We start from the raw sequence: 17,548 nt of genomic DNA, 5'->3' as shown, positions 1-17,548 counted from the left end.
CTCACCGCTCGCGTCTCGCCGCTCGTCCCAATTCGGTTTCGACGGCATCGACTTTCTCCTGTGCGCGTTGCTCCCGCGTCCGCTTGTCGTCGATTTTGAGGACCGTGCTGACACGGTCGCCGTCGACGGCCTCGTGAGCGGCACGCGCCGCGTCGAAAAGTTCGGCGGCCGAATCGGCTTCGATGACGGTTCCCATGGGGTTCGTCTCGTAGGACACGTCGAAATCGTCCAAGGCTTCGACCGCCTTCGCTACTTCGCTCGCCATGCTTCCCTCGATAACCGGTGCGACCGACAGCAGAGCAATCACTGTCATAGCTGGATCATCGGAAGCGAGTCCCCTGAACGTATGGGTCGAGCACTGGTCAGATTCGGAAGACAGCGAAAAACGAGAAATACCGACGAGCGCGGTTACCGTGTCGGCGTCGAACCCTGTTCGTAGCGGCGCGGTTCGTGATGCGGCGTTTCCGAGTTCGGCGCTTCGGGCCGTCGCGGTGGTGCGCTCTCCCGCTCTCCGTTCCCCGGCACGGATTGGATCGGTTCCCGTTGCAGGTGCGCTTCGAGGAACCAGAGGTACTGGTCCACTTCGCGGGACTGCTCGGTGAACAGGTCGGCCGTGTCCTTGTCGGAGAGGGATTCCGCGGTATCGATGCCGCTCCGGAGGTTCGAGGCGTGAATCGCGAGGTTGTTCGCCAGCGCTTCGACGTACTCCAAGCCGGTCACGGCGTCCGTTCGTATCTCAGGAATACGGGAGTTCGTCGCCGCCATTCGAACCGTCCCTCGGGCCTCACCGCCGAGTGCGGTCGTCCGCTCCGCGATACCGTCCTCGTGTTCGAACAACACGTCGGCCAACTCGTCGAACAGCAGGTGTAGCTGATAGAAGTTCGGCCCCTTGACGTTCCAGTGGGCGTACTTCGTCTGGGTCAACAAGTCGGTCGTATTCGCGAGCGTCTCGTTCAGCAGTTCGACGAGCGCCTCGCGTTCGTCGTCCGGAATATCGTTCTGTGTGAAAAACATCCTCGCTGTCGGTTTGTCTTGTGTGTCACTCATACTCCCCACCTCGCTACTCAGAAGGACGGATTCGACCAAGAGTATTTCGGGCAGTTTCGTGACCGTTGGACCGTGTCACTCCTGCGAATCGACTTCCTTCCGCCCCGTCAGCCGATCCGGATCGAGATGGAAGTGACGGAACGTCACGTCCTCGGGCGGTTGTTCGAAGACGTCCACCAGCGGAATATCCACCTCCCACATGCGTTGGGCGACGGCCGAATCGTACGGCAGGTCGTCCACCTCCTCCAGATGACCACTCGCGACGACGCTCCGATACCCCTCGTCCGTCTTCTCGTACGTGACGAACGAAATCGGGTCGTCCAGCAACGCCTCCTTTCCGCTGTCCGGCGGGAACGCGAATCGGAAGTAAAGACTTCCCGTGTCCGCGTAGTAGCCGTACGAGATCGGCAACGAGAACGGCGGTTCGGACGGAGATGTCGAAAACGAGATGACACCCGTTCCGCCGTTGCTGAGGAATTCGTTTCGCTCTTCGTCCGTCATCTGCACCCACCGTAGCCCCTGCATGCGAGTCCGTACAACTCGATGGTAGAAAACGGTTGGTGGGAGATGCGACCGGTTCGGAGAAAGTGACGCTATCTACGATTTCGTCGTGCACACTGTGGCGAGCACACGCGACGCGGTGCTCGTCGTCGTGAGTTCGAAAAATGCGCTGGCTGGGATTTGAACTACGCCCAGACGGTCCTGCTCACTTCGTTGCGCGGGCATGCGACTGGTCTCATTTAAATCCACAGATTCGATTTCCTCGCTCGCCAGTTTGCTCGCGATAGAAGTGCGCTGGCTGGGATTTGAACCAGAGCAAGACGGTCCGGGATGCTCACTTCCCTTCGGTCGTTGCGCTTCCGGGCGTGTGACTTGCAGGATTCAAATCCCAGTGGCTAGTTTCACTGACGCGAGTCGTCAGCGCCACCTAGCGGCGTCGCTTACGGAGTTTCGTCAGTGAAAAATGCGCTGGCTGGGATTTGAACCCAGGTTGTGACCATGGCAAGGTCACGTGATACCACTACACTACCAGCGCGTTTCGTTCGTCGCGTGTTGCGACATTACTATCTTGCCACGCGTGGGTATAAATGCATTACGCAAGCGAGGTGGGACGGTCAACATCACTACAGGATACACGACTGATCCGTACTGTGTGAGTGGCGGTTCACGCGTGGGCGCGCGAAAAACAAAATAATAGAATGGCGATTCAATCACCTACACTCATTCGTCGTCAAACGTCGCGCCAAATGCCACACCCAAGGCCGCCCCCAACCCCAGTCCCATCGCGCTTCCCAATGCGAGTCCAAGCGCGATATTATTCAGAACGACGCCGAACGTGGTTCCGAGACCGGTACCAACTACCATTCCCATGACGACCCATATCGCCAGCGGAACATCACCAACTCCTCGGAAGTCGTCCTCAAACATAGCTATCCGGTCGTAGCTGTACCTGATATCTGTTTCTGTACCATCTAATCCGAACTCAAGTCCTGACGAGCGAGTTTCTGAAGATGGGGATTCGTCGTTGAAACGTTGGCTGGGGATTTGAACTGGAGCGGCGGTCCGGGATGCTCACTTCCCTTCGGTCGTTGCGCTTCCGGGCGTGTGACTTGCAGGATTCAAATCACCAGCTACGATTTCATCGCTCACGCCATGCGAGCACGCGCTACACGCGATGCTCGACGGTTTGTTCCCGATAGAAGTGCGCTGGCTGGGATTTGAACCCAGGTTGTGACCATGGCAAGGTCACGTGATACCACTACACTACCAGCGCAGTGCTGCTTGCACTCTTTCGTATTCCCGACTACAGTATAAGACTTGCGAGTTCGGACTCTCCCCGTGAACGATTCACTCACCGTTTTTCTCGTAATTTCGAGGATACCGGGCGTGTGAATACGTCACGCGGCCGAATCCGAAGCGGCACTCTTTTAACCGTCAGTACGAAAACTTCGCTACAGTCTAGTGATGAGGCGTCGAAGCGTAACGGTATGAGCGTCAACCTACTCGTCCCATCGTCCCTCGTCCGGGAAGCCGAAGACAAACGCGAGGCAACTCGTAAGATCGGCTACGTCGCCCGCGCGGCGACCGTATTCCGGGCGGACCGCTTGACCGTCTTCCACGACGTGGAAGGCGAGAACAAGTGGGGCGGTGGATTCGTCGAAACCGTACTGAAGTACGCTGCCACACCGCCATACCTCCGAAAGGAGGCATTCGGGAGGCAGAGCGAATTGGAGTACGTAGGCGTCCTACCGCCGCTCCGCGCTCCATCACAGACCGGCTCCGAATCGGAAGGTTCGGGGTCGTTAAGACAGGGAATCGTGACCGAGGTCGGACCTGAAGGGCGCGTTCGGGTCAATTGCGGACTGCAACACCCGATCTCACTCGTCGTACCGTCTTCCATGACGGTCGCCGAGGGGGAACGCGTTACCGTCAGGATCTCTTCGAGAAGACCGGTCCGTGCGAAGCTCGTGGATGACCCCATTCCGGGTCTCACAGTGACGCGCACGGACCTCTCGGCGGCCCTCGACCGCGACGACGCCGGTGTCACAATCGGCACGTCGCGTCACGGAGAACCGCTCTCCGTTCGGCGACTCGACGAAGTCGTCAGACGAACCAACCGCGACGGAATGACCGTCGCCTTTGGTTCGCCGGGTCGAGGACTGCCGGAGATGTTCGGGGTAGAACCCGAAGGAATCTCCACGGTCGAATCCGGCGTCCTAGCCCGGTTCGACCTCTGGCTAAATACGGTTCCAAACCAAGGCAGCGGGGTCGTGCGAACTGAAGAAGCGATGTTCGCCTCCCTCGGCTGCCTTACCCTCAACATCGAGTGATACGATGCCAGAAACAAGCAGACCACGCAAAGGTTCGCTGGGCTTCGGCCCCCGAAAGCGCGCGACGAGCGAAGTTCCGCGCTTCAACTCGTGGCCCGACAGTGACGGTCAGCCGTCGCTGCAGGGATTCGCGGGTTACAAGGCTGGAATGACCCATGTGGTGATGGTCAACGATGAGGCAAACTCCCCCCGCGAAGGGATGGAGGAGACCGTACCGGTCACCATCGTCGAGACTCCCCCAATGCGCGCCGTCGCTCTTCGAGCCTACGAAGACACGCCGTATGGGAAGAAACCACTGACGGAAGTGTGGGGTTCCGAGTTCCACGACGAACTCGGCCGCACGCTCAACGTTCCGGAGAATCACGACGCCGACGGCGCGGAGGAGGACCTCCGCGCGGCCATCGAGGCAGGCGACGTGGCTGACCTCCGGGTCATCACACACACCGTTCCCAGCGACCTCAAGAACGTACCGAAGAAACGACCGGACGTCATGGAAACGCGAATCGGCGGCGGCTCCCTCGACGAGCGCGCCGATTTCGCCCTCGAACTACTCGAAGACGGCGGGGAACACGACATCACTGACGTGTTCCGCGCAGGCGAGTACCTCGACACCAGTGGCGTCACGAAAGGTAAAGGAACGCAGGGTCCCGTCAAGCGATGGGGCGTCCAGAAGCGGAAGGGCAAACACGCCCGCCAAGGCTGGAGACGCCGCATCGGTAACCTCGGCCCGTGGAATCCGTCGCGCGTTCGCTCGACGGTTCCGCAGCTGGGTCAGATGGGCTACCACCAGCGTACCGAACTCAACAAGCGTCTCATCTCCCTCGGCGACGACGACGAGGCCTCCGTCGACGGTGGCTTCGTCAACTACGGCGAGGTCGATGGTCCGTACGCGCTCATCAAGGGTTCGGTGCCGGGCCCGAACAAGCGCCTCGTGCGCTTCCGCCCTGCCGTTCGACCGACCGACCAACCGCGCCTCGACCCCGAGGTGCGCTACGTAAGTACGGAGTCCAACCAGGGATAACCCATGCAGGCAACAGTACGTGACCTGAACGGCGAGGACGCTGATACGGTCGACCTGCCGGACGTGTTCGAAACGACCGTCCGCACCGACCTCATCAAGCGAGCAGTGCTCGCCGCACAGGCAAACCGGAAACAGGACTACGGTACCGACCCCCACGCCGGGATGCGTACCTCCGCCGAGTCGCCGGGCAGTGGCCGCGGTATGGCCCACGTCCCGCAGACGAACGGACGAGGTGCTCGCGTTCCATTCACCGTGGGCGGTCGTGTCGCACACCCGCCGAAAGCGGAGAAGGACCGCTCCCGCTCGATCAACAAGAAGGAGCGTAAATTGGCAGTTCGAAGCGCCATCGCGGCGACGACGGACGCCGAACGCGTCTCGGAGCGCGGACACCGCTTCGACGAGGACACGGAACTCCCCCTCGTCGTGAGCGACGACTTCGAAGACCTCGTGAAGACTCAGGAGGTCGTTTCCTTCCTCGAAGCCGTCGGCATCGACGCCGACATCGCACGCGCGGAGGACAACAAGAAGGTTCGCGCTGGCCGTGGGACGACCCGTGGCCGCAAGTACAAGACGCCCAAGTCGATCCTCTTCGTCACCAGTGAGGAGCCTTCGCGCGCAGCGCGGAACCTCGCCGGTGCCGACGTTGCGACGGCGCGTGAGGTCAACACGGAAGACCTCGCCCCCGGTACGCAGGCAGGACGACTGACCGTCTGGACCGAAAGCGCACTCGAAGAGGTGGCTGACCGATGAGCGTCGTCGAATACCCGTGGGTTACGGAGAAAGCGATGAACGAGATGGACTTCGAGAACAAGCTCCAGTTCATCGTGTCGCTCGACGCGACGAAACCCGAAATCCGCGATGAAATCGAGGACCGCTACGATGTCACCATCGAGAAGATCAACACCCAAGTCACCATGAAAGGGAAGAAGAAGGCGACCGTCTCGTTGTCGGACGACGACGACGCACAGGACGTCGCCTCCCGAATCGGGGTGTTCTGATAATGGGACGAAGGATTCAGGGACAGCGACGTGGACGCGGTGGACCGACCTTCCGCGCACCGTCGCACCGATACAAAGCAGAACTGGACCACAAAAACGCCGAGGACAGCGACTTGGTCACCGGGACTGTCGTGGGTATCGAACACGACCCCGCCCGCAGTGCACCCGTCGCAGCCATCGAGTTCGAGGACGGCGACCAGCGACTCGTCCTCGCACCCGAAGGCGTCGGCGTTGGCGAAGAGATTCAGGTCGGCGTTTCCGCCGAAATCAAGCCGGGCAACACGCTCCCGCTCGCCGAAATCCCGGAAGGGGTTCCGGTGTGCAACGTCGAGCGCCAGCCCGGTGACGGCGGCAAGTTCGCCCGCGCATCCGGCGTCGGAGCGAACCTCATCACGCACGACCGAGAGGCTGCTGTCGTGGAACTCCCGAGCGGCGAAGTCCGACGACTCTCGCCCCAGTGCCGTGCCACCATCGGCGTCGTCGCCGGTGGCGGGCGGACGGAGAAACCGATGGTCAAAGCCGGTAACAAATATCACAAAATGAAGGCTCGCGGTACGAAGTGGCCGAACGTGCGTGGTGTGGCGATGAACGCCGTCGACCACCCGTTCGGTGGCGGTGGCCGCCAGCACCCCGGACGCCCGAAGAGTGTCTCCCGAGACGCTCCGCCGGGACGAAAGGTCGGGGACATCGCGTCCAAGCGAACTGGACGTGGAGGTAACAAATGAGCGGAAACGAATACCGAACAGGACGCGAAGGTGAGTTCACCTATCGCGGCTACGACCTCGACGAACTGCAGGACATGAGTCTTGAGGAAGTCGCGGAACTGTTGCCCGCACGAATGCGGCGAAGCATCCTTCGCGGGTTGACCGTCGAACAGGAGAAACTGCTCGACAAGGCCCAGGACAAAACCGAGGAAGAATCGGCGAACAGCCCGATTCGGACGCACCTGCGCGACATGCCCGTGCTCCCATCGTTCGTGAACAAGACGTTCGCCGTCTACAACGGCAGCGACTTCGAGCGCGTGCGAATCGAGCCGGAAATGTTGGGCCACTATCTCGGCGAGTTCCAGCTGACCCGCACATCGGTCGAACACGGACAGGCGGGAATCGGTGCGACCCGTTCCTCGAAGTTCGTACCACTCAAATAAACCATGGGAATCAGCTACAGCATCGATGCCGACCCGGACACCACCGCCAAGGGGATGCTTCGGGATCAGCACATGAGCCACAAGCACAGCAAGGCGATTGCCCGAGAGATCAAGGGCAAAACCGCCGGGGACGCGAAAGCGTACCTCCAGCAGGTCGTGAACGAAGAGCGATCGGTGCCGTTTAAGCAGCACAACAGCGGCGTCGGTCACCGTTCGGACATCGACGGCTGGGACGCAGGTCGCTACCCGGAGAAGGCGAGCGAGGCGTTCATCACGCTGCTCGACAACGTCGTGAGCAACGCGGACGCCCAAGGATTCGACGGCGAATCGATGAAGATCAAGCACGTCGCCGCCCACAAGGTCGGCGAAGTGCAGGGTCGAAAACCCCGTGCGTTCGGCCGCGCAAGCGCGTGGAACACGCCCGAGGTTGACGTCGAACTCATCCTTGAGGAGGTCGACAACTAATGGCAGACGAACATCAGTTCATTCAGGACGGCCTACAGCGGTCACAGATAGACGAGTTCTTCGCGGAAGAACTCGGCCGCGCAGGGTACGGCGGCATGGATGTCGCCAAGACGCCGATGGGGACTCAGATCGTCCTCAAGGCGGAAAAACCCGGTATGGTCATCGGAAAGGGCGGGAAGAACATCCGGAAGATCACCCGAGAGCTCGGTGAGCGGTTCAACCTCGACGACCCGCAAATCGACGTTCAAGAGGTCGACGAACCGGATCTGAACGCTCGTATCGTCGCCGACCGGCTCGCCAACGCGCTCGAACGCGGTTGGTACTTCCGGAAGGCGGGTCACACGACCATCGACCGAATCATGGACTCCGGCGCACTCGGCGCCGAGATCGTCCTGTCCGGCAAGGTCACCGGCGCACGCTCGCGCGTGGAGAAGTTCAACCGTGGCTACATCAAGCACAACGGTGAACCCGCACAGACCATCGTCGATCACGGTCAAGGCGTCGCGGTGATGAAACTCGGCACCATCGGTGTCGACGTGAAGATCATCCCGCCGGGAGCGGACCTCCCCGACGACTTCCAGATCGAGGAGGGCGCAAGCCCCGAGGAACTCGTTCCGGAAGCGGTCGAGGCCAACGAGGCCGCGGACCTCATCGAAGAGCCGAGCGACGAGGAGCTCGAAGAGCTCCGCGCCGACGAGGACGAGGAATCGCCGGAACCCGGCGAGACCGAAGTCGAAGAGGAAGTCGTCGAGGAAGTCATCGACGACGAGTCCGAAGCGGAAGCTGACGAGTCCGAAACCGAGTCCGTCGAAGAGGAACTCGACGAGCTCGAAGAGGAAGTCGAAGCCGAAGCCGAGGAACTCCTCGAAGAGATGGAAGAAGACGACGAAGCCGAGGAGGAGGCTGAAGAATAATGGCCATCCTTCACACCGAAGAAATCCGCGACATGACGCCCGCCGAGCGCGGTGCCGAACTCGAAGAGATCGAGACGGAACTGCTCAACGCGAAGGCGGTCAAAGCGGCCGGTGGTGCCCCGGAGAATCCGGGTCGCATCAAGGAACTCCGTCGAACCATCGCTCGAATCAAGACGATTCAGCAAGAGGAAGGCGACGCGTCGGACGACGACGAATAATCGCACACACCTCATAACCATGCCACTAACACCCGAGACGATAACGAAACACGAACTCGCCGGTCTCCGCGTGCGAGTCGCCTCGGCGACGAACCCATCCCTCGAATCGATCGAGGGACGGGTCGTTTCCGAGACGATGAACACGCTTACGGTCGAGTCCGCGTCTCGGTCGTGGCAGGTACCAAAACAGGGCACGACGTTCGAATTCGAACTCACAGATGAAGCCGCCGCTTCCGTCAAGGAAGCGGGGACCGCGTCCAAACGGAGGTCGGAAACTGCTGGAGTCCGCTCCGGTCAGTCTGGTCTTTTCTCCGAGTCTTGCTCGGAGACACGTCGGAACACTTCCGACGGTGGCGAGGGCGTGGCTTACGTTACGGTGGATGGCACGAATTTGCTCTCACGACCCGCATTGCGTACCGAAATTGGAGGAAATTCGAAATGGCGTTAGGATTGAATGTACCAGAACCGGAGGAGACCTGCTCCCACGATGACTGCCCGTTCCACGGAACGCTTTCCGTGCGCGGACAGATCATCGAGGGCGAAGTCGCCTCCACTGACATGGATAAAACCGTTGTCGTCGAGCGAGAGTACGACGTTGCAGTGCCGAAATACGATCGGCAGATGAAGCGTCGCTCCCGCGTTCCGGCCCACGCGCCGGAATGCATGTCGCTCGAAGTCGGCGACACGGTTCGTATCGCAGAGACCCGACCGCTCTCGAAGACGAAATCACACGTCGTCGTCGAGAACCTGACCGAGGAGGGTGACGACTAATGGAAGCACTGAAGGCTGACGTGACACAGGGCGTCGAGAAGGGCTCCCTGCTCAACTGCGCCGACAACACCGGCGCACGCGAGCTCAAGGTCATCAGCGTTTCCGGCTACCACGGCACGAAGAGCCGCCATCCCAAGGCAGGCATCGGTGACAAGATCACCGTGTCCGTCACGAAGGGGACGCCGGAGATGCGCCGTCAGGTGCTCGAAGCCGTCATCATCCGACAGCGAAAGTCCATCCGTCGTCCCGACGGCACGCGTGTCAAATTCGAAGACAACGCGGCCGTCGTCATCGACGACGTGGAAGAACCGCGAGGGACCGAGATCAAGGGTCCCATCGCGCAGGAAGTCGCAGAGCGGTTCGGAAGTATCGCAAGCACAGCTACGATGATAGTATGACTCGACAACCACGCAAACAGCGAAACCGGACCGAACGCGCACCGCTCCACGAGCGGCACGAACAGGTCAAAGCGCCGTTGTCCGACGACCTCCGCGAGGAGTTCGGCCAGCGTAGCGTCCGCGTCAACGCGGGCGACACGGTCGAAGTCATGCGCGGCGATTTCGCCGGCGAAGAAGGCGAAGTCGTGGACGTCGACCTGAAGTCGGCGACCATTCGCGTCGAGGACGTCGTCCTCGAAAAGGCCGACGGTGAGGATGTCGCGCGACCGCTCGACGCGAGCAACGTCCGCGTAACAGACCTCGACCTGTCCGACGACCGCCGTGAGGCACGTCTGGAAGGTGATTCCGAATGAGCAACCATCAGAAACGACTCTCCGTTCCGAACTCTTGGCCGGTCGAGCGAAAGACCGCCACGTTCACCGTGAAGGCCGGCGCCGGCCCGCACGGTCGTGACGGTGTCCCGCTCCTCATCATCCTGCGGGACGTGCTGGGCTACACCGCTTCGAAGAAGGAAGCCCGCTACGCGCTCAACCAAGATTCCGTACTCGTGAACGGACAATCAGTGAGTGACGAACAGCGACCCATCGGCATGTTCGACATCCTCGCGTTCCCAGAACGCGACGAATACTACCGCGTCTTCCCCGACGAGGGTGGTCGCCTCGCGCTGACCCCCATCGACGAGGATGCGGCGGACGGCCGACTGGCGAAAATCGAGGACAAGACGAACGTCCCCGGTGGCGAAACGCAACTCAATCTCCACGACGGCAGCAACCTCCGTGTCGAGTCCGATTCGGACTACAACACGAAGGACTCCATCGTCGTCGGGACGGAGGACAAGGAAATCCTTGCCCACTTCCCGTACGAGGAAGGTAGTCTCGTTACCGCCGTTAGCGGGCAGCACGCCGGCGAAATCGGCGAAGTCACCGACATCACGGTGACGCCCGGCAGCGGTTCGAACACCGTCGCCGTTTCCGGCGACGAGAACGAGTTCGAGACCGTCGAGGAGTACCTCGTCGTCATCGACGAGAACTTCACGGGTGATGACGAATGAGCGAAGCCGAATTCCACGAGATGCGAGAGCCGAAAGTGGAGAAAGTCGTCGTCCACATGGGCGTCGGTGAAGGTGGTCGCGAACTCGCCAACGCCGAGGACATCCTCGAAGACGTGACGGAACAACAGAGCGTCCGCACGCTGGCGAAGTCCACCCTGCCGGATTTCGGAATCCGTCAGGGAGACCCCATCGGTGCGAAGGTGACGCTCCGTGGCGAGGAAGCACACGACTTCCTCGAAACGGCGCTCCCGCTCGTGAGCCTCTCGTCGAAGCAGTTCGACGAGACCGGGAACTTCAGCTTCGGTATCAACGAGCACACCGAGTTCCCGAACCAGGAGTACGACCCGAACGTCGGAATCTACGGGCTTGACGTGACCGTCAACCTCGTTCGGCCGGGCTACCGCGTCGCAAAGCGCGACAAGGTCACCCGCCAGATTCCGTCGAACCACCGACTGACGGCCGAGGACGCGCTCGCGTTCCTCCAGGCCAACTTCGACGTTGAGGTGGATGAATGAGCGAAAGTGAAAACGATGCGACCGGCGAGCATTCGACCAAGCGCACTGGCCAAATGGAAACGTGCCAACGATGTGGTCGAAAGCAAGGTCTGGTCGGCAAGTACGACATCAATCTGTGTCGACAGTGCTTCCGTGAGATCGCACGCGACATGGGATTCAGGAAGTACCGATAACAATGGCAGGAAACGACCCCCTTAGCAACGCACTCTCCGGCGTGGACAACGCCGAAGGTGTCGGTCATCTGTCCCACACGGTACAGCCCGCTTCGAACGAGATCGGCAGCGTGCTCGAGGTCTTCTACGACCACGGGTACATCGACGGCTTCGACTTCGTCGATGACGGTAAAGCCGGTCGGTTCGAGGTCGAACTAAAAGGCGCTATCAACGAATGTGGCGCGGTCAAGCCCCGCTATTCGGTGGGCAAGGACGACTTCGAGAAGTGGGAGAAACGGTTCCTCCCCGCCCGTGACTACGGGGCACTCGTCGTCACGACCAGCCACGGCGTCATGAGCCACTACGAAGCCCGTGAGGAGGGCATCGGTGGCCAGGTCATCGCATACGTCTACTAACAATGCCACGAGTAGAAATCGAAATTCCGGACGAGGTGTCCGCCGACGTAGACCACCTCGACGTGACCATCGAAGGACCGGAGGGATCCGTCACGCGACGGCTCTGGTACCCGAACATCAGTGTCACGGTCGAGGACGACGCAGTGGTCATCGAGAGCGACGTCACCGACGCGAAAACGAACGCGACGGTGGGAACGTTCGAGAGCCACGTGCGAAACATGGTCCACGGCGTGAGCGAGGAGTGGGAGTACAAGATGGAAGTCTTCTACTCTCACTTCCCGATGCAGGTCCGTTCCGAGGGCGACGAAGTCGTCATCGAGAACTTCCTCGGAGAGAAAGCGCCACGACGAACGAACGTCCACGGGGACACCGTCGTCGAGGTCAGCGACGAGGAACTGAGCCTGCGCGGCCCAAGTATCGAAGACGTCGGTCAGACCGCCGCAGACATCGAACAACTCACCCGCGTGTCGGGCAAAGACACGCGCGTGTTCCAGGACGGCGTCTACATTACCGAGAAGCCGTCCACGGGAGGTGCCTGATAGATGGCAGACGAACCAGAACAGATCGAAGACATCAGCGGTGTTGGCGAGAGCAAGGCCGAATCGCTTCGTGAGGAAGGCTTCGAGTCCGTCGAGGACATCAAAGCCGCCGAGCAATCGGACCTCGCGGAAGTCGACGGAATCGGCAACGCACTCGCTGCCCGTATCAAGGCGGACGTCGGAAGCCTCGAAGTCGAAGAGGAGACCGAAGCCGAGATCGAAGAAGAGGAATCGGAGGCCGAGGAGGAAGAACCGGCCGAAGACGTCGAAACCGAACTGCAACCCCGCGGGCTGACCGAGAAGACGCCCGACCTCGAAGACGAGGAGGCACGACTGCTCAAGCAGCGAAAACGTGTCGGGACCCCGCAGTTCAATCGACAGGACTACCACAAGAAAAAGCGCACGCCCTCGTCGTGGCGCAAGCCGCGCGGAAACCTCAGCAAGCAGCGCCGGGGAATCAAGGGCAAGGGCGACATGGTCGAGGCGGGCTACCGCACGCCGAAAGCGGTTCGGGGCAAGCACCCGAGCGGCTTCGACGAGGTTCGCGTTCACAACGTCGATGATCTCGACGGCGTGGACGGCGACACCGAAGCGGTTCGCATCGCCTCGAAAGTCGGCGCTCGCAAACGCGAGCGTATCGAGGAAGTCGCCGAGGACGACGGCATTCGCGTGCTCAACCCGACCTACATCGAAGTGGAGGTAGACAATGAGTGACCTGAGTGCACAGAAGAAACTCGCATCGGACGTTCTCGACGTCGGTAAGAACCGCGTTTGGTTCGACCCCGACGCACAGGGTGCCATCGCTGACGCGATCACCCGTGAGGATATCCGCGAACTGGTCGACGACGGGTCGATTCAGTCGAAGGACGCAAAGACCAACTCCCGCGGTCGTGCCCGTGAGCGCAACGAGAAGCGCGCCTACGGACACCGAACCGGGCCCGGAACCCGCAAGGGGAAGAAGGGTGGTCGCAAGAACTCGAAAGAAGATTGGACGAACCGTATCCGCGCACAGCGACGTAAGCTCCGCGAACTCCGTGCCGACGGCGAAATCACGCAGACGCAGTACCGCGCTCTGTACGACAAGGCCAAAGGCGGGGAGTTCCGTAGCGTGCAATACCTGCTGAACTACATAGAGAACAACTACTAACAATGGCAACTGGACCACGATACAAGGTGCCGATGCGCCGCCGCCGTGAGGTCCGGACTGACTACCATCAAAGGTTGCGCCTGCTGAAATCGGGTAAGCCACGTCTGGTCGCTCGGAAGAGCAACCAGCATGTCAGGGCACAGCTGGTCACGATGGGTCCCGACGGCGACAACACAGTTGCGAGTGCTTACTCCGGCGATCTGGCGGAGTACGGCTGGGAGGCCCCCACGGGCAACATCCCCAGCGCGTACCTCACTGGATACCTGCTCGGCAAACGCGCACTCGACACTGATTACGATGAGGCAGTGCTCGACATCGGTCTCAACACGGCGACGCCCGGCAGTAAGGCGTTCGCAGTACAGGAAGGTGCAATCGACGCTGGTCTCGACATCCCCCACAACGAAAGCGTGATGGCTGACTGGTCGCGTAACCGCGGCGAGCACATCGCCGAGTACGCTGAACAGCTGGACGACCCGCTGTACAGCGGGGATTTCGACGCCACAGAACTACCCGAGCACTTCGACGAAGTGCTCTCGAACCTCCAGGAGGACGAATAATATGAGTAACAGAAACGGCTGGCAACCCCAGACTCGTCTCGGCCGAAAGGTCGCCGATGGCGACATCGAGACGATGGAGGAGGCGCTGAACTCCGGCCTTCCGCTCAAGGAGCCGGAGCTCGTCGATCAGCTCCTTCCCGGTCTCGAAGACGAAGTGCTGGACATCAACATGGTCCAGCGCATGACCGACTCCGGTCGGCGGGTGAAGTTCCGCTGCGTCTGTGCTATCGGCAACCGCGACGGCTTCGTCGGCTACGCGGAAGGTCGAGACGATCAGGTCGGTGGTGCCATCCAGAAGGCTATCGAGATCGCAAAGCTGAACATCATCGACGTTCCCCGCGGCGCAGGGTCGTGGGAAGACCGAAGCGACCGACCGCACTCGCTCACCCACCGAACGAAGGGGAAGGCGGGCAGTGTCGAGGTCGAACTCATCCCGGCACCGGCCGGATTGGGTCTCGCAGCGACCGACACCGTTCGCAAAATCCTCGAACTCGCGGGTGTCGAGAACGCCTGGACGAAGAGCCACGGCAACACGCGAACGACGCTCAACCTCGCCAAGGCGACCTACAACGCGCTGGAGAACGCCTCCCAAGCGCGTGGGCCACGCGCCCGTCCCGACGAGGAACCGGAGGTGGCTGACTGATGGAAGCAGTCGTCCAAGTTCGCGGTGAGGTCAACATGAACCAGGACATTCGTGACACCCTGTCGATGCTCAACATCCACAAGGTCAATCACTGCGCACTGGTTCCGGAATCGGAGACCTACCGCGGCATGATCACGAAGGTCAACGACTTCGTCGCCCACGGGGAACCCGACCAGGAGGTCCTGGAGACGGTTCTCGCCAAGCGAGCACAGCCGCTCGAAGGCAGCGACGAGGTCGACGACGAGTGGATCGCAGAGAACACCGACTACGACGACGTTGCCGACCTCACGAGCGCGCTCCTCGACGACGAGACGACGCTCCGTGAGCAGGGCCTGACGCCCGTCCTCCGCCTTCACCCACCGCGTGGTGGACACGAGGGTATCAAGCATCCGACGAAGGAAGGAGGCCAGCTCGGCAAACACACGACAGAGGAAATCAGCACGCTCCTCAAGGCGATGCGATAACCATGACGAGCAAGAAACGACGCCAGCGTGGCTCGCGGACGCACGGGGGCGGAACCCACAAGAACCGCCGCGGTGCCGGACACCGTGGTGGTCGCGGACGCGCCGGTCGCGCAAAACACGAGTTCCACAACTACGAACCGCTCGGAAAGCACGGGTTCTCCCGACCCGAAGACTCGAAGGAAACGGTGCTCACCGTTTCCGTGCAGAAACTCGACGAAGACGCCGCGCTGTACGCGGCCGAGGGAGTCGCCGAGGAGACCGACGACGGCTACCAGCTCGACGCACGCGATGTCGTCGACGACGGCTGGGACGCTGACGCCGTCAAGGTGCTCGGCAGCGGTCAGGTTCGCAACAGCCTCGACATCACTGCGGACGCCTTCTCGGCATCCGCGGTCGAACTCATCGAGGAAGCGGACGGCGACGCCGTCCTGAGCGACCGGGCCCAGGAAGAGGAGTTCGGCGAAAGCGAAGACGAAGACGACGCGGAATAACTCCGTTCGTTGACCGTTTTTTGATGCAGTTCCCTATCGAGTAGTAACGCTGATCGGAATATAATTGCGATTCTCCGAACCAGGAATGAAGTGCGGCTTCGAGCTTAAAACTTTGTGGCCGTTTCTCGGATTACCCTAAACCGCCCGAGACCGTATTCTGTGGCCCCCTCGCTACATTATACTATCTATTTTTGTCTGTGATGCGAGTCGAAGGAGATACATGTAGGGAGGTGCGAATTGATGTTGAACATGGGTTGGAAAGAGACTGCTGAACCAGTCCTCACACGAATGCCATCCGTCCAGCGCCCGGAGGGACACATACCCTTCAAGCGCAAGCTGATGTGGACGGGGGGAGTGTTACTGCTGTATTTCTTCCTGACAAACGTCTTCCTGTACGGGGCAGACCAAGGTGCCGATATCTTCGGTAACTTCCGTTCGATCCTCGGCGGTGGACAAGGAACTGTCCTGCACCTCGGTATCGGACCGATCGTCACCGCGAGCATCGTCCTCCAGTTGCTCGGCGGTGCGGACCTGTTGGGACTGGACACTGACGACCCACGCGACCAAGTGCTCTATCAGGGCCTACAAAAGCTGCTGGTCGTCGTGATGGTCTGTCTCGAAGGGCTGCCGATGGTGTTCATCGGCGGGTTCCTACCGGTGAACGACCAGGTCGCTGCCAGCCTCGGCATCGGCGACTTCGGCGTCCAGTGGCTCATCTTCGCCCAGATCTTCGTCGGCGCGATCCTCATCCTGTTCATGGACGAGATCGTCAGCAAGTGGGGTGTCGGGAGCGGTATCGGGCTGTTCATCGTCGCCAACGTCAGCCAGAGCCTCGTCGGCGGTCTCATCTCGCCGGAGGGCCTCGGTACCTACACCGGCCTCATCCCGCAGTGGATAGACATCATCACCGGGAACGCGGAGAACGTCTCGCTGCTCACGGCGGGCGGTATCCAGTACCTCCTGTTCGGCGGTGGGCAAATCATCGCGCTCGCCACGACGATACTCATCTTCATCGTCGTCGTGTACGCGGAGAGCGTGCGCGTCGAGATTCCGCTGAGCCACGCACGGGTGAAAGGCGCACGCGGTCGCTTCCCCGTGAAGCTCATCTACGCGAGCGTCCTGCCGATGATCCTCGTCCGCGCCCTGCAGGCGAATATCCAGTTCCTCGGGCGCATCCTGAACAGTCAGCTCGGAAAGAGCATGCCAATGTGGCTTGGTGACTTCGACAAATATGGGCAGCCGGTCGGAGGGCTGTTCTACTACCTCGCACCCATCCAGAGCCCCAATCAGTGGATGTGGTGGTCTAATGCCCTCTCACAGGCGTGGTGGCAGGTCCTGATCCGCGTCGGTCTCGACCTCGGATTCATGGTCATCGGCGGGGCCATCTTCGCGGTCTTCTGGGTGGAGACGGCGGACATGGGTCCCGAATCGACCGCGAAACAGATCCAGAACTCCGGGATGCAGATTCCCGGCTTCCGCCAGAACACGGGCGTCATCGAGAAGGTGATGGAGCGGTACATCCCGCAGGTTACCGTCCTCGGCGGCGCGCTGGTCGGCCTGCTGGCCGTCCTGGCGAACATGCTCGGTACCATCGGTAGCACCTCCGGTACCTCGCTGCTGCTCGCGGTGTCCATCACGTACAAGCTGTACGAGGAGATCGCGGAGGAACAGCTGATGGAGATGCATCCGATGATGCGCGAGATGTTCGGCGGATAAGGTCGTTACAGACTTCCGATTTTCACTGCGGTTCCTTTTTTACCACC

The 17,548-nt window shown here is 60.9% G+C and carries 29 protein-coding genes and 2 tRNA genes; 25 read left to right on the top strand and 6 right to left on the bottom strand.

From position 1 onward, the window contains the following. Nucleotide 1 precedes the first annotated feature (1 nt). The 6 genes from A4G99_RS08525 to A4G99_RS08500 form a co-directional block, all read right to left on the bottom strand. Entirely contained in the window at nt 2-313 is a 312-nt protein-coding gene (locus A4G99_RS08525; protein WP_066141908.1) for an MTH1187 family thiamine-binding protein, read from the bottom strand. Nucleotides 314-408: 95 nt separating this feature from the next. Then, complete coding sequence (gene dps / locus A4G99_RS08520; protein ID WP_082837765.1) at nt 409-1,047, bottom strand: DNA starvation/stationary phase protection protein Dps; 639 nt, start codon at nt 1,045-1,047, stop codon at nt 409-411. A gap of 75 nt (nt 1,048-1,122) precedes the next feature. Then, nucleotides 1,123-1,572 carry a pyridoxamine 5'-phosphate oxidase family protein gene (locus A4G99_RS08515; RefSeq protein ID WP_066141902.1) on the bottom strand — a complete coding sequence of 150 codons (450 nt, stop codon included), beginning with the start codon at nt 1,570-1,572 and terminating at the stop codon, nt 1,123-1,125. 440 nt (nt 1,573-2,012) lie between these two features. Continuing rightward, nucleotides 2,013-2,083 (bottom strand) — tRNA-Gly (locus tag A4G99_RS08510). Between the two features lie 185 nt (nt 2,084-2,268). Beyond that, a complete protein-coding gene (locus A4G99_RS08505; RefSeq protein ID WP_066141899.1) occupies nt 2,269-2,475 on the bottom strand; it encodes a hypothetical protein in 207 nt (68 codons plus the stop codon). A 275-nt stretch (nt 2,476-2,750) separates the two neighbouring features. After that, nucleotides 2,751-2,821 (bottom strand) — tRNA-Gly (locus tag A4G99_RS08500). A gap of 214 nt (nt 2,822-3,035) precedes the next feature. On the opposite strand from A4G99_RS08500, the gene A4G99_RS08495 reads away from it, so the two are divergent. The 25 genes from A4G99_RS08495 to secY all read left to right on the top strand — a co-directional run bounded on the left by A4G99_RS08495 (nt 3,036) and on the right by secY (nt 17,501). Continuing rightward, nucleotides 3,036-3,878, top strand: a complete 843-nt coding sequence (locus A4G99_RS08495) for a putative RNA uridine N3 methyltransferase (protein WP_066141896.1) — start codon at nt 3,036-3,038, stop codon at nt 3,876-3,878. A gap of 4 nt (nt 3,879-3,882) precedes the next feature. After that, nucleotides 3,883-4,899, top strand: a complete 1,017-nt coding sequence (locus A4G99_RS08490) for a 50S ribosomal protein L3 (RefSeq protein WP_066141893.1) — start codon at nt 3,883-3,885, stop codon at nt 4,897-4,899. A gap of 3 nt (nt 4,900-4,902) precedes the next feature. Then, entirely contained in the window at nt 4,903-5,649 is a 747-nt protein-coding gene (gene rpl4p, locus A4G99_RS08485) for a 50S ribosomal protein L4 (protein ID WP_066141891.1), read from the top strand. Beyond that, complete coding sequence (locus A4G99_RS08480) at nt 5,646-5,897, top strand: 50S ribosomal protein L23 (protein WP_066141887.1); 252 nt, start codon at nt 5,646-5,648, stop codon at nt 5,895-5,897. Before rpl4p ends, A4G99_RS08480 begins: the two co-directional genes overlap by 4 nt. A gap of 2 nt (nt 5,898-5,899) precedes the next feature. Then, nucleotides 5,900-6,622, top strand: a complete 723-nt coding sequence (locus A4G99_RS08475) for a 50S ribosomal protein L2 (RefSeq protein WP_066141885.1) — start codon at nt 5,900-5,902, stop codon at nt 6,620-6,622. Beyond that, complete coding sequence (locus tag A4G99_RS08470) at nt 6,619-7,044, top strand: 30S ribosomal protein S19 (protein WP_066141882.1); 426 nt, start codon at nt 6,619-6,621, stop codon at nt 7,042-7,044. Before A4G99_RS08475 ends, A4G99_RS08470 begins: the two co-directional genes overlap by 4 nt. 3 nt (nt 7,045-7,047) lie before the next feature. After that, nucleotides 7,048-7,509, top strand: coding sequence for a 50S ribosomal protein L22 (locus tag A4G99_RS08465; protein ID WP_066141880.1), 462 nt, complete (start codon nt 7,048-7,050; stop codon nt 7,507-7,509). Further along, nucleotides 7,509-8,423, top strand: coding sequence for a 30S ribosomal protein S3 (locus A4G99_RS08460; protein WP_066141875.1), 915 nt, complete (start codon nt 7,509-7,511; stop codon nt 8,421-8,423). The genes A4G99_RS08465 and A4G99_RS08460 overlap by 1 nt, the downstream gene beginning before the upstream one ends. Then, the gene (gene rpmC / locus A4G99_RS08455; RefSeq protein ID WP_066141872.1) at nt 8,423-8,641 is read left to right on the top strand and encodes a 50S ribosomal protein L29; all 219 of its coding nucleotides are present in this window, start codon (nt 8,423-8,425) and stop codon (nt 8,639-8,641) included. The genes A4G99_RS08460 and rpmC overlap by 1 nt, the downstream gene beginning before the upstream one ends. 19 nt (nt 8,642-8,660) lie before the next feature. Continuing rightward, the gene (locus tag A4G99_RS08450) at nt 8,661-9,089 is read left to right on the top strand and encodes a ribonuclease P protein component 1 (protein WP_066141870.1); all 429 of its coding nucleotides are present in this window, start codon (nt 8,661-8,663) and stop codon (nt 9,087-9,089) included. Continuing rightward, a complete protein-coding gene (locus A4G99_RS08445) occupies nt 9,080-9,412 on the top strand; it encodes a 30S ribosomal protein S17 (protein ID WP_066141867.1) in 333 nt (110 codons plus the stop codon). The genes A4G99_RS08450 and A4G99_RS08445 overlap by 10 nt, the downstream gene beginning before the upstream one ends. Then, nucleotides 9,412-9,810 (top strand): 50S ribosomal protein L14, encoded by a 399-nt coding sequence (locus A4G99_RS08440; protein WP_049969849.1) that lies wholly within the window; start codon nt 9,412-9,414, stop codon nt 9,808-9,810. The genes A4G99_RS08445 and A4G99_RS08440 overlap by 1 nt, the downstream gene beginning before the upstream one ends. Further along, complete coding sequence (gene rplX / locus A4G99_RS08435; protein ID WP_066141864.1) at nt 9,807-10,163, top strand: 50S ribosomal protein L24; 357 nt, start codon at nt 9,807-9,809, stop codon at nt 10,161-10,163. Before A4G99_RS08440 ends, rplX begins: the two co-directional genes overlap by 4 nt. Next, nucleotides 10,160-10,861, top strand: coding sequence for a 30S ribosomal protein S4e (locus tag A4G99_RS08430; RefSeq protein ID WP_066141861.1), 702 nt, complete (start codon nt 10,160-10,162; stop codon nt 10,859-10,861). The genes rplX and A4G99_RS08430 overlap by 4 nt, the downstream gene beginning before the upstream one ends. Then, nucleotides 10,858-11,376, top strand: a complete 519-nt coding sequence (locus tag A4G99_RS08425) for a 50S ribosomal protein L5 (RefSeq protein WP_066141858.1) — start codon at nt 10,858-10,860, stop codon at nt 11,374-11,376. The genes A4G99_RS08430 and A4G99_RS08425 overlap by 4 nt, the downstream gene beginning before the upstream one ends. After that, a complete protein-coding gene (locus tag A4G99_RS08420) occupies nt 11,373-11,549 on the top strand; it encodes a 30S ribosomal protein S14 (protein WP_066141855.1) in 177 nt (58 codons plus the stop codon). Before A4G99_RS08425 ends, A4G99_RS08420 begins: the two co-directional genes overlap by 4 nt. Nucleotides 11,550-11,551: 2 nt before the next feature. After that, nucleotides 11,552-11,944, top strand: coding sequence for a 30S ribosomal protein S8 (locus A4G99_RS08415; RefSeq protein ID WP_066141852.1), 393 nt, complete (start codon nt 11,552-11,554; stop codon nt 11,942-11,944). A 2-nt stretch (nt 11,945-11,946) separates the two neighbouring features. Then, nucleotides 11,947-12,483, top strand: a complete 537-nt coding sequence (locus A4G99_RS08410; protein ID WP_066141849.1) for a 50S ribosomal protein L6 — start codon at nt 11,947-11,949, stop codon at nt 12,481-12,483. 3 nt (nt 12,484-12,486) lie between these two features. After that, nucleotides 12,487-13,197, top strand: coding sequence for a 50S ribosomal protein L32e (locus A4G99_RS08405; RefSeq protein ID WP_066141846.1), 711 nt, complete (start codon nt 12,487-12,489; stop codon nt 13,195-13,197). Then, entirely contained in the window at nt 13,190-13,630 is a 441-nt protein-coding gene (locus A4G99_RS08400) for a 50S ribosomal protein L19e (RefSeq protein ID WP_066141843.1), read from the top strand. The genes A4G99_RS08405 and A4G99_RS08400 overlap by 8 nt, the downstream gene beginning before the upstream one ends. A 2-nt stretch (nt 13,631-13,632) precedes the next feature. Further along, entirely contained in the window at nt 13,633-14,187 is a 555-nt protein-coding gene (locus A4G99_RS08395) for a 50S ribosomal protein L18 (protein WP_066141841.1), read from the top strand. Between the two features lies 1 nt (nt 14,188). Next, nucleotides 14,189-14,830 carry a 30S ribosomal protein S5 gene (locus A4G99_RS08390; RefSeq protein WP_066141837.1) on the top strand — a complete coding sequence of 214 codons (642 nt, stop codon included), beginning with the start codon at nt 14,189-14,191 and terminating at the stop codon, nt 14,828-14,830. Then, nucleotides 14,830-15,294 carry a 50S ribosomal protein L30 gene (gene rpmD / locus A4G99_RS08385; RefSeq protein ID WP_066141834.1) on the top strand — a complete coding sequence of 155 codons (465 nt, stop codon included), beginning with the start codon at nt 14,830-14,832 and terminating at the stop codon, nt 15,292-15,294. Before A4G99_RS08390 ends, rpmD begins: the two co-directional genes overlap by 1 nt. A 2-nt stretch (nt 15,295-15,296) precedes the next feature. After that, complete coding sequence (locus A4G99_RS08380; RefSeq protein ID WP_066141831.1) at nt 15,297-15,785, top strand: uL15m family ribosomal protein; 489 nt, start codon at nt 15,297-15,299, stop codon at nt 15,783-15,785. Nucleotides 15,786-16,034: 249 nt separating this feature from the next. Beyond that, nucleotides 16,035-17,501, top strand: a complete 1,467-nt coding sequence (gene secY / locus A4G99_RS08375; RefSeq protein ID WP_066142476.1) for a preprotein translocase subunit SecY — start codon at nt 16,035-16,037, stop codon at nt 17,499-17,501. The last annotated feature ends 47 nt before the right edge of the window (nt 17,502-17,548 follow it).

Origin of the sequence: Haladaptatus sp. R4 (genome assembly GCF_001625445.1) — an archaeon.
Lineage (GTDB): Archaea > Halobacteriota > Halobacteria > Halobacteriales > Haladaptataceae > Haladaptatus.
This window is presented reverse-complemented; position numbering and strand designations above follow the sequence as displayed.

Excerpts from the sequence above, each read along its gene's own strand:
- rpl4p (WP_066141891.1), top strand. The coding sequence starts at position 4,903 with ATGCAGGCAACAGTACGTGACCTGAACGGCGAGGACGCTGATACGGTC.
- rplX (WP_066141864.1), top strand. The coding sequence starts at position 9,807 with ATGACTCGACAACCACGCAAACAGCGAAACCGGACCGAACGCGCACCG.
- secY (WP_066142476.1), top strand. The coding sequence starts at position 16,035 with ATGGGTTGGAAAGAGACTGCTGAACCAGTCCTCACACGAATGCCATCC.
- A4G99_RS08450 (WP_066141870.1), top strand. The coding sequence starts at position 8,661 with ATGCCACTAACACCCGAGACGATAACGAAACACGAACTCGCCGGTCTC.
- A4G99_RS08470 (WP_066141882.1), top strand. The coding sequence starts at position 6,619 with ATGAGCGGAAACGAATACCGAACAGGACGCGAAGGTGAGTTCACCTAT.
- A4G99_RS08490 (WP_066141893.1), top strand. The coding sequence starts at position 3,883 with ATGCCAGAAACAAGCAGACCACGCAAAGGTTCGCTGGGCTTCGGCCCC.
- rpmD (WP_066141834.1), top strand. The coding sequence starts at position 14,830 with ATGGAAGCAGTCGTCCAAGTTCGCGGTGAGGTCAACATGAACCAGGAC.
- A4G99_RS08505 (WP_066141899.1), bottom strand. The coding sequence starts at position 2,475 with ATGTTTGAGGACGACTTCCGAGGAGTTGGTGATGTTCCGCTGGCGATA.
- A4G99_RS08395 (WP_066141841.1), top strand. The coding sequence starts at position 13,633 with ATGGCAACTGGACCACGATACAAGGTGCCGATGCGCCGCCGCCGTGAG.
- A4G99_RS08465 (WP_066141880.1), top strand. The coding sequence starts at position 7,048 with ATGGGAATCAGCTACAGCATCGATGCCGACCCGGACACCACCGCCAAG.
- A4G99_RS08410 (WP_066141849.1), top strand. The coding sequence starts at position 11,947 with ATGCCACGAGTAGAAATCGAAATTCCGGACGAGGTGTCCGCCGACGTA.
- A4G99_RS08495 (WP_066141896.1), top strand. The coding sequence starts at position 3,036 with ATGAGCGTCAACCTACTCGTCCCATCGTCCCTCGTCCGGGAAGCCGAA.
- A4G99_RS08430 (WP_066141861.1), top strand. The coding sequence starts at position 10,160 with ATGAGCAACCATCAGAAACGACTCTCCGTTCCGAACTCTTGGCCGGTC.
- A4G99_RS08515 (WP_066141902.1), bottom strand. The coding sequence starts at position 1,572 with ATGCAGGGGCTACGGTGGGTGCAGATGACGGACGAAGAGCGAAACGAA.
- A4G99_RS08475 (WP_066141885.1), top strand. The coding sequence starts at position 5,900 with ATGGGACGAAGGATTCAGGGACAGCGACGTGGACGCGGTGGACCGACC.
- A4G99_RS08525 (WP_066141908.1), bottom strand. The coding sequence starts at position 313 with ATGACAGTGATTGCTCTGCTGTCGGTCGCACCGGTTATCGAGGGAAGC.
- A4G99_RS08480 (WP_066141887.1), top strand. The coding sequence starts at position 5,646 with ATGAGCGTCGTCGAATACCCGTGGGTTACGGAGAAAGCGATGAACGAG.
- A4G99_RS08400 (WP_066141843.1), top strand. The coding sequence starts at position 13,190 with ATGAGTGACCTGAGTGCACAGAAGAAACTCGCATCGGACGTTCTCGAC.
- A4G99_RS08405 (WP_066141846.1), top strand. The coding sequence starts at position 12,487 with ATGGCAGACGAACCAGAACAGATCGAAGACATCAGCGGTGTTGGCGAG.
- A4G99_RS08420 (WP_066141855.1), top strand. The coding sequence starts at position 11,373 with ATGAGCGAAAGTGAAAACGATGCGACCGGCGAGCATTCGACCAAGCGC.
- dps (WP_082837765.1), bottom strand. The coding sequence starts at position 1,047 with ATGAGTGACACACAAGACAAACCGACAGCGAGGATGTTTTTCACACAG.
- A4G99_RS08440 (WP_049969849.1), top strand. The coding sequence starts at position 9,412 with ATGGAAGCACTGAAGGCTGACGTGACACAGGGCGTCGAGAAGGGCTCC.
- A4G99_RS08425 (WP_066141858.1), top strand. The coding sequence starts at position 10,858 with ATGAGCGAAGCCGAATTCCACGAGATGCGAGAGCCGAAAGTGGAGAAA.
- A4G99_RS08415 (WP_066141852.1), top strand. The coding sequence starts at position 11,552 with ATGGCAGGAAACGACCCCCTTAGCAACGCACTCTCCGGCGTGGACAAC.
- A4G99_RS08445 (WP_066141867.1), top strand. The coding sequence starts at position 9,080 with ATGGCGTTAGGATTGAATGTACCAGAACCGGAGGAGACCTGCTCCCAC.
- A4G99_RS08380 (WP_066141831.1), top strand. The coding sequence starts at position 15,297 with ATGACGAGCAAGAAACGACGCCAGCGTGGCTCGCGGACGCACGGGGGC.
- A4G99_RS08390 (WP_066141837.1), top strand. The coding sequence starts at position 14,189 with ATGAGTAACAGAAACGGCTGGCAACCCCAGACTCGTCTCGGCCGAAAG.
- rpmC (WP_066141872.1), top strand. The coding sequence starts at position 8,423 with ATGGCCATCCTTCACACCGAAGAAATCCGCGACATGACGCCCGCCGAG.
- A4G99_RS08460 (WP_066141875.1), top strand. The coding sequence starts at position 7,509 with ATGGCAGACGAACATCAGTTCATTCAGGACGGCCTACAGCGGTCACAG.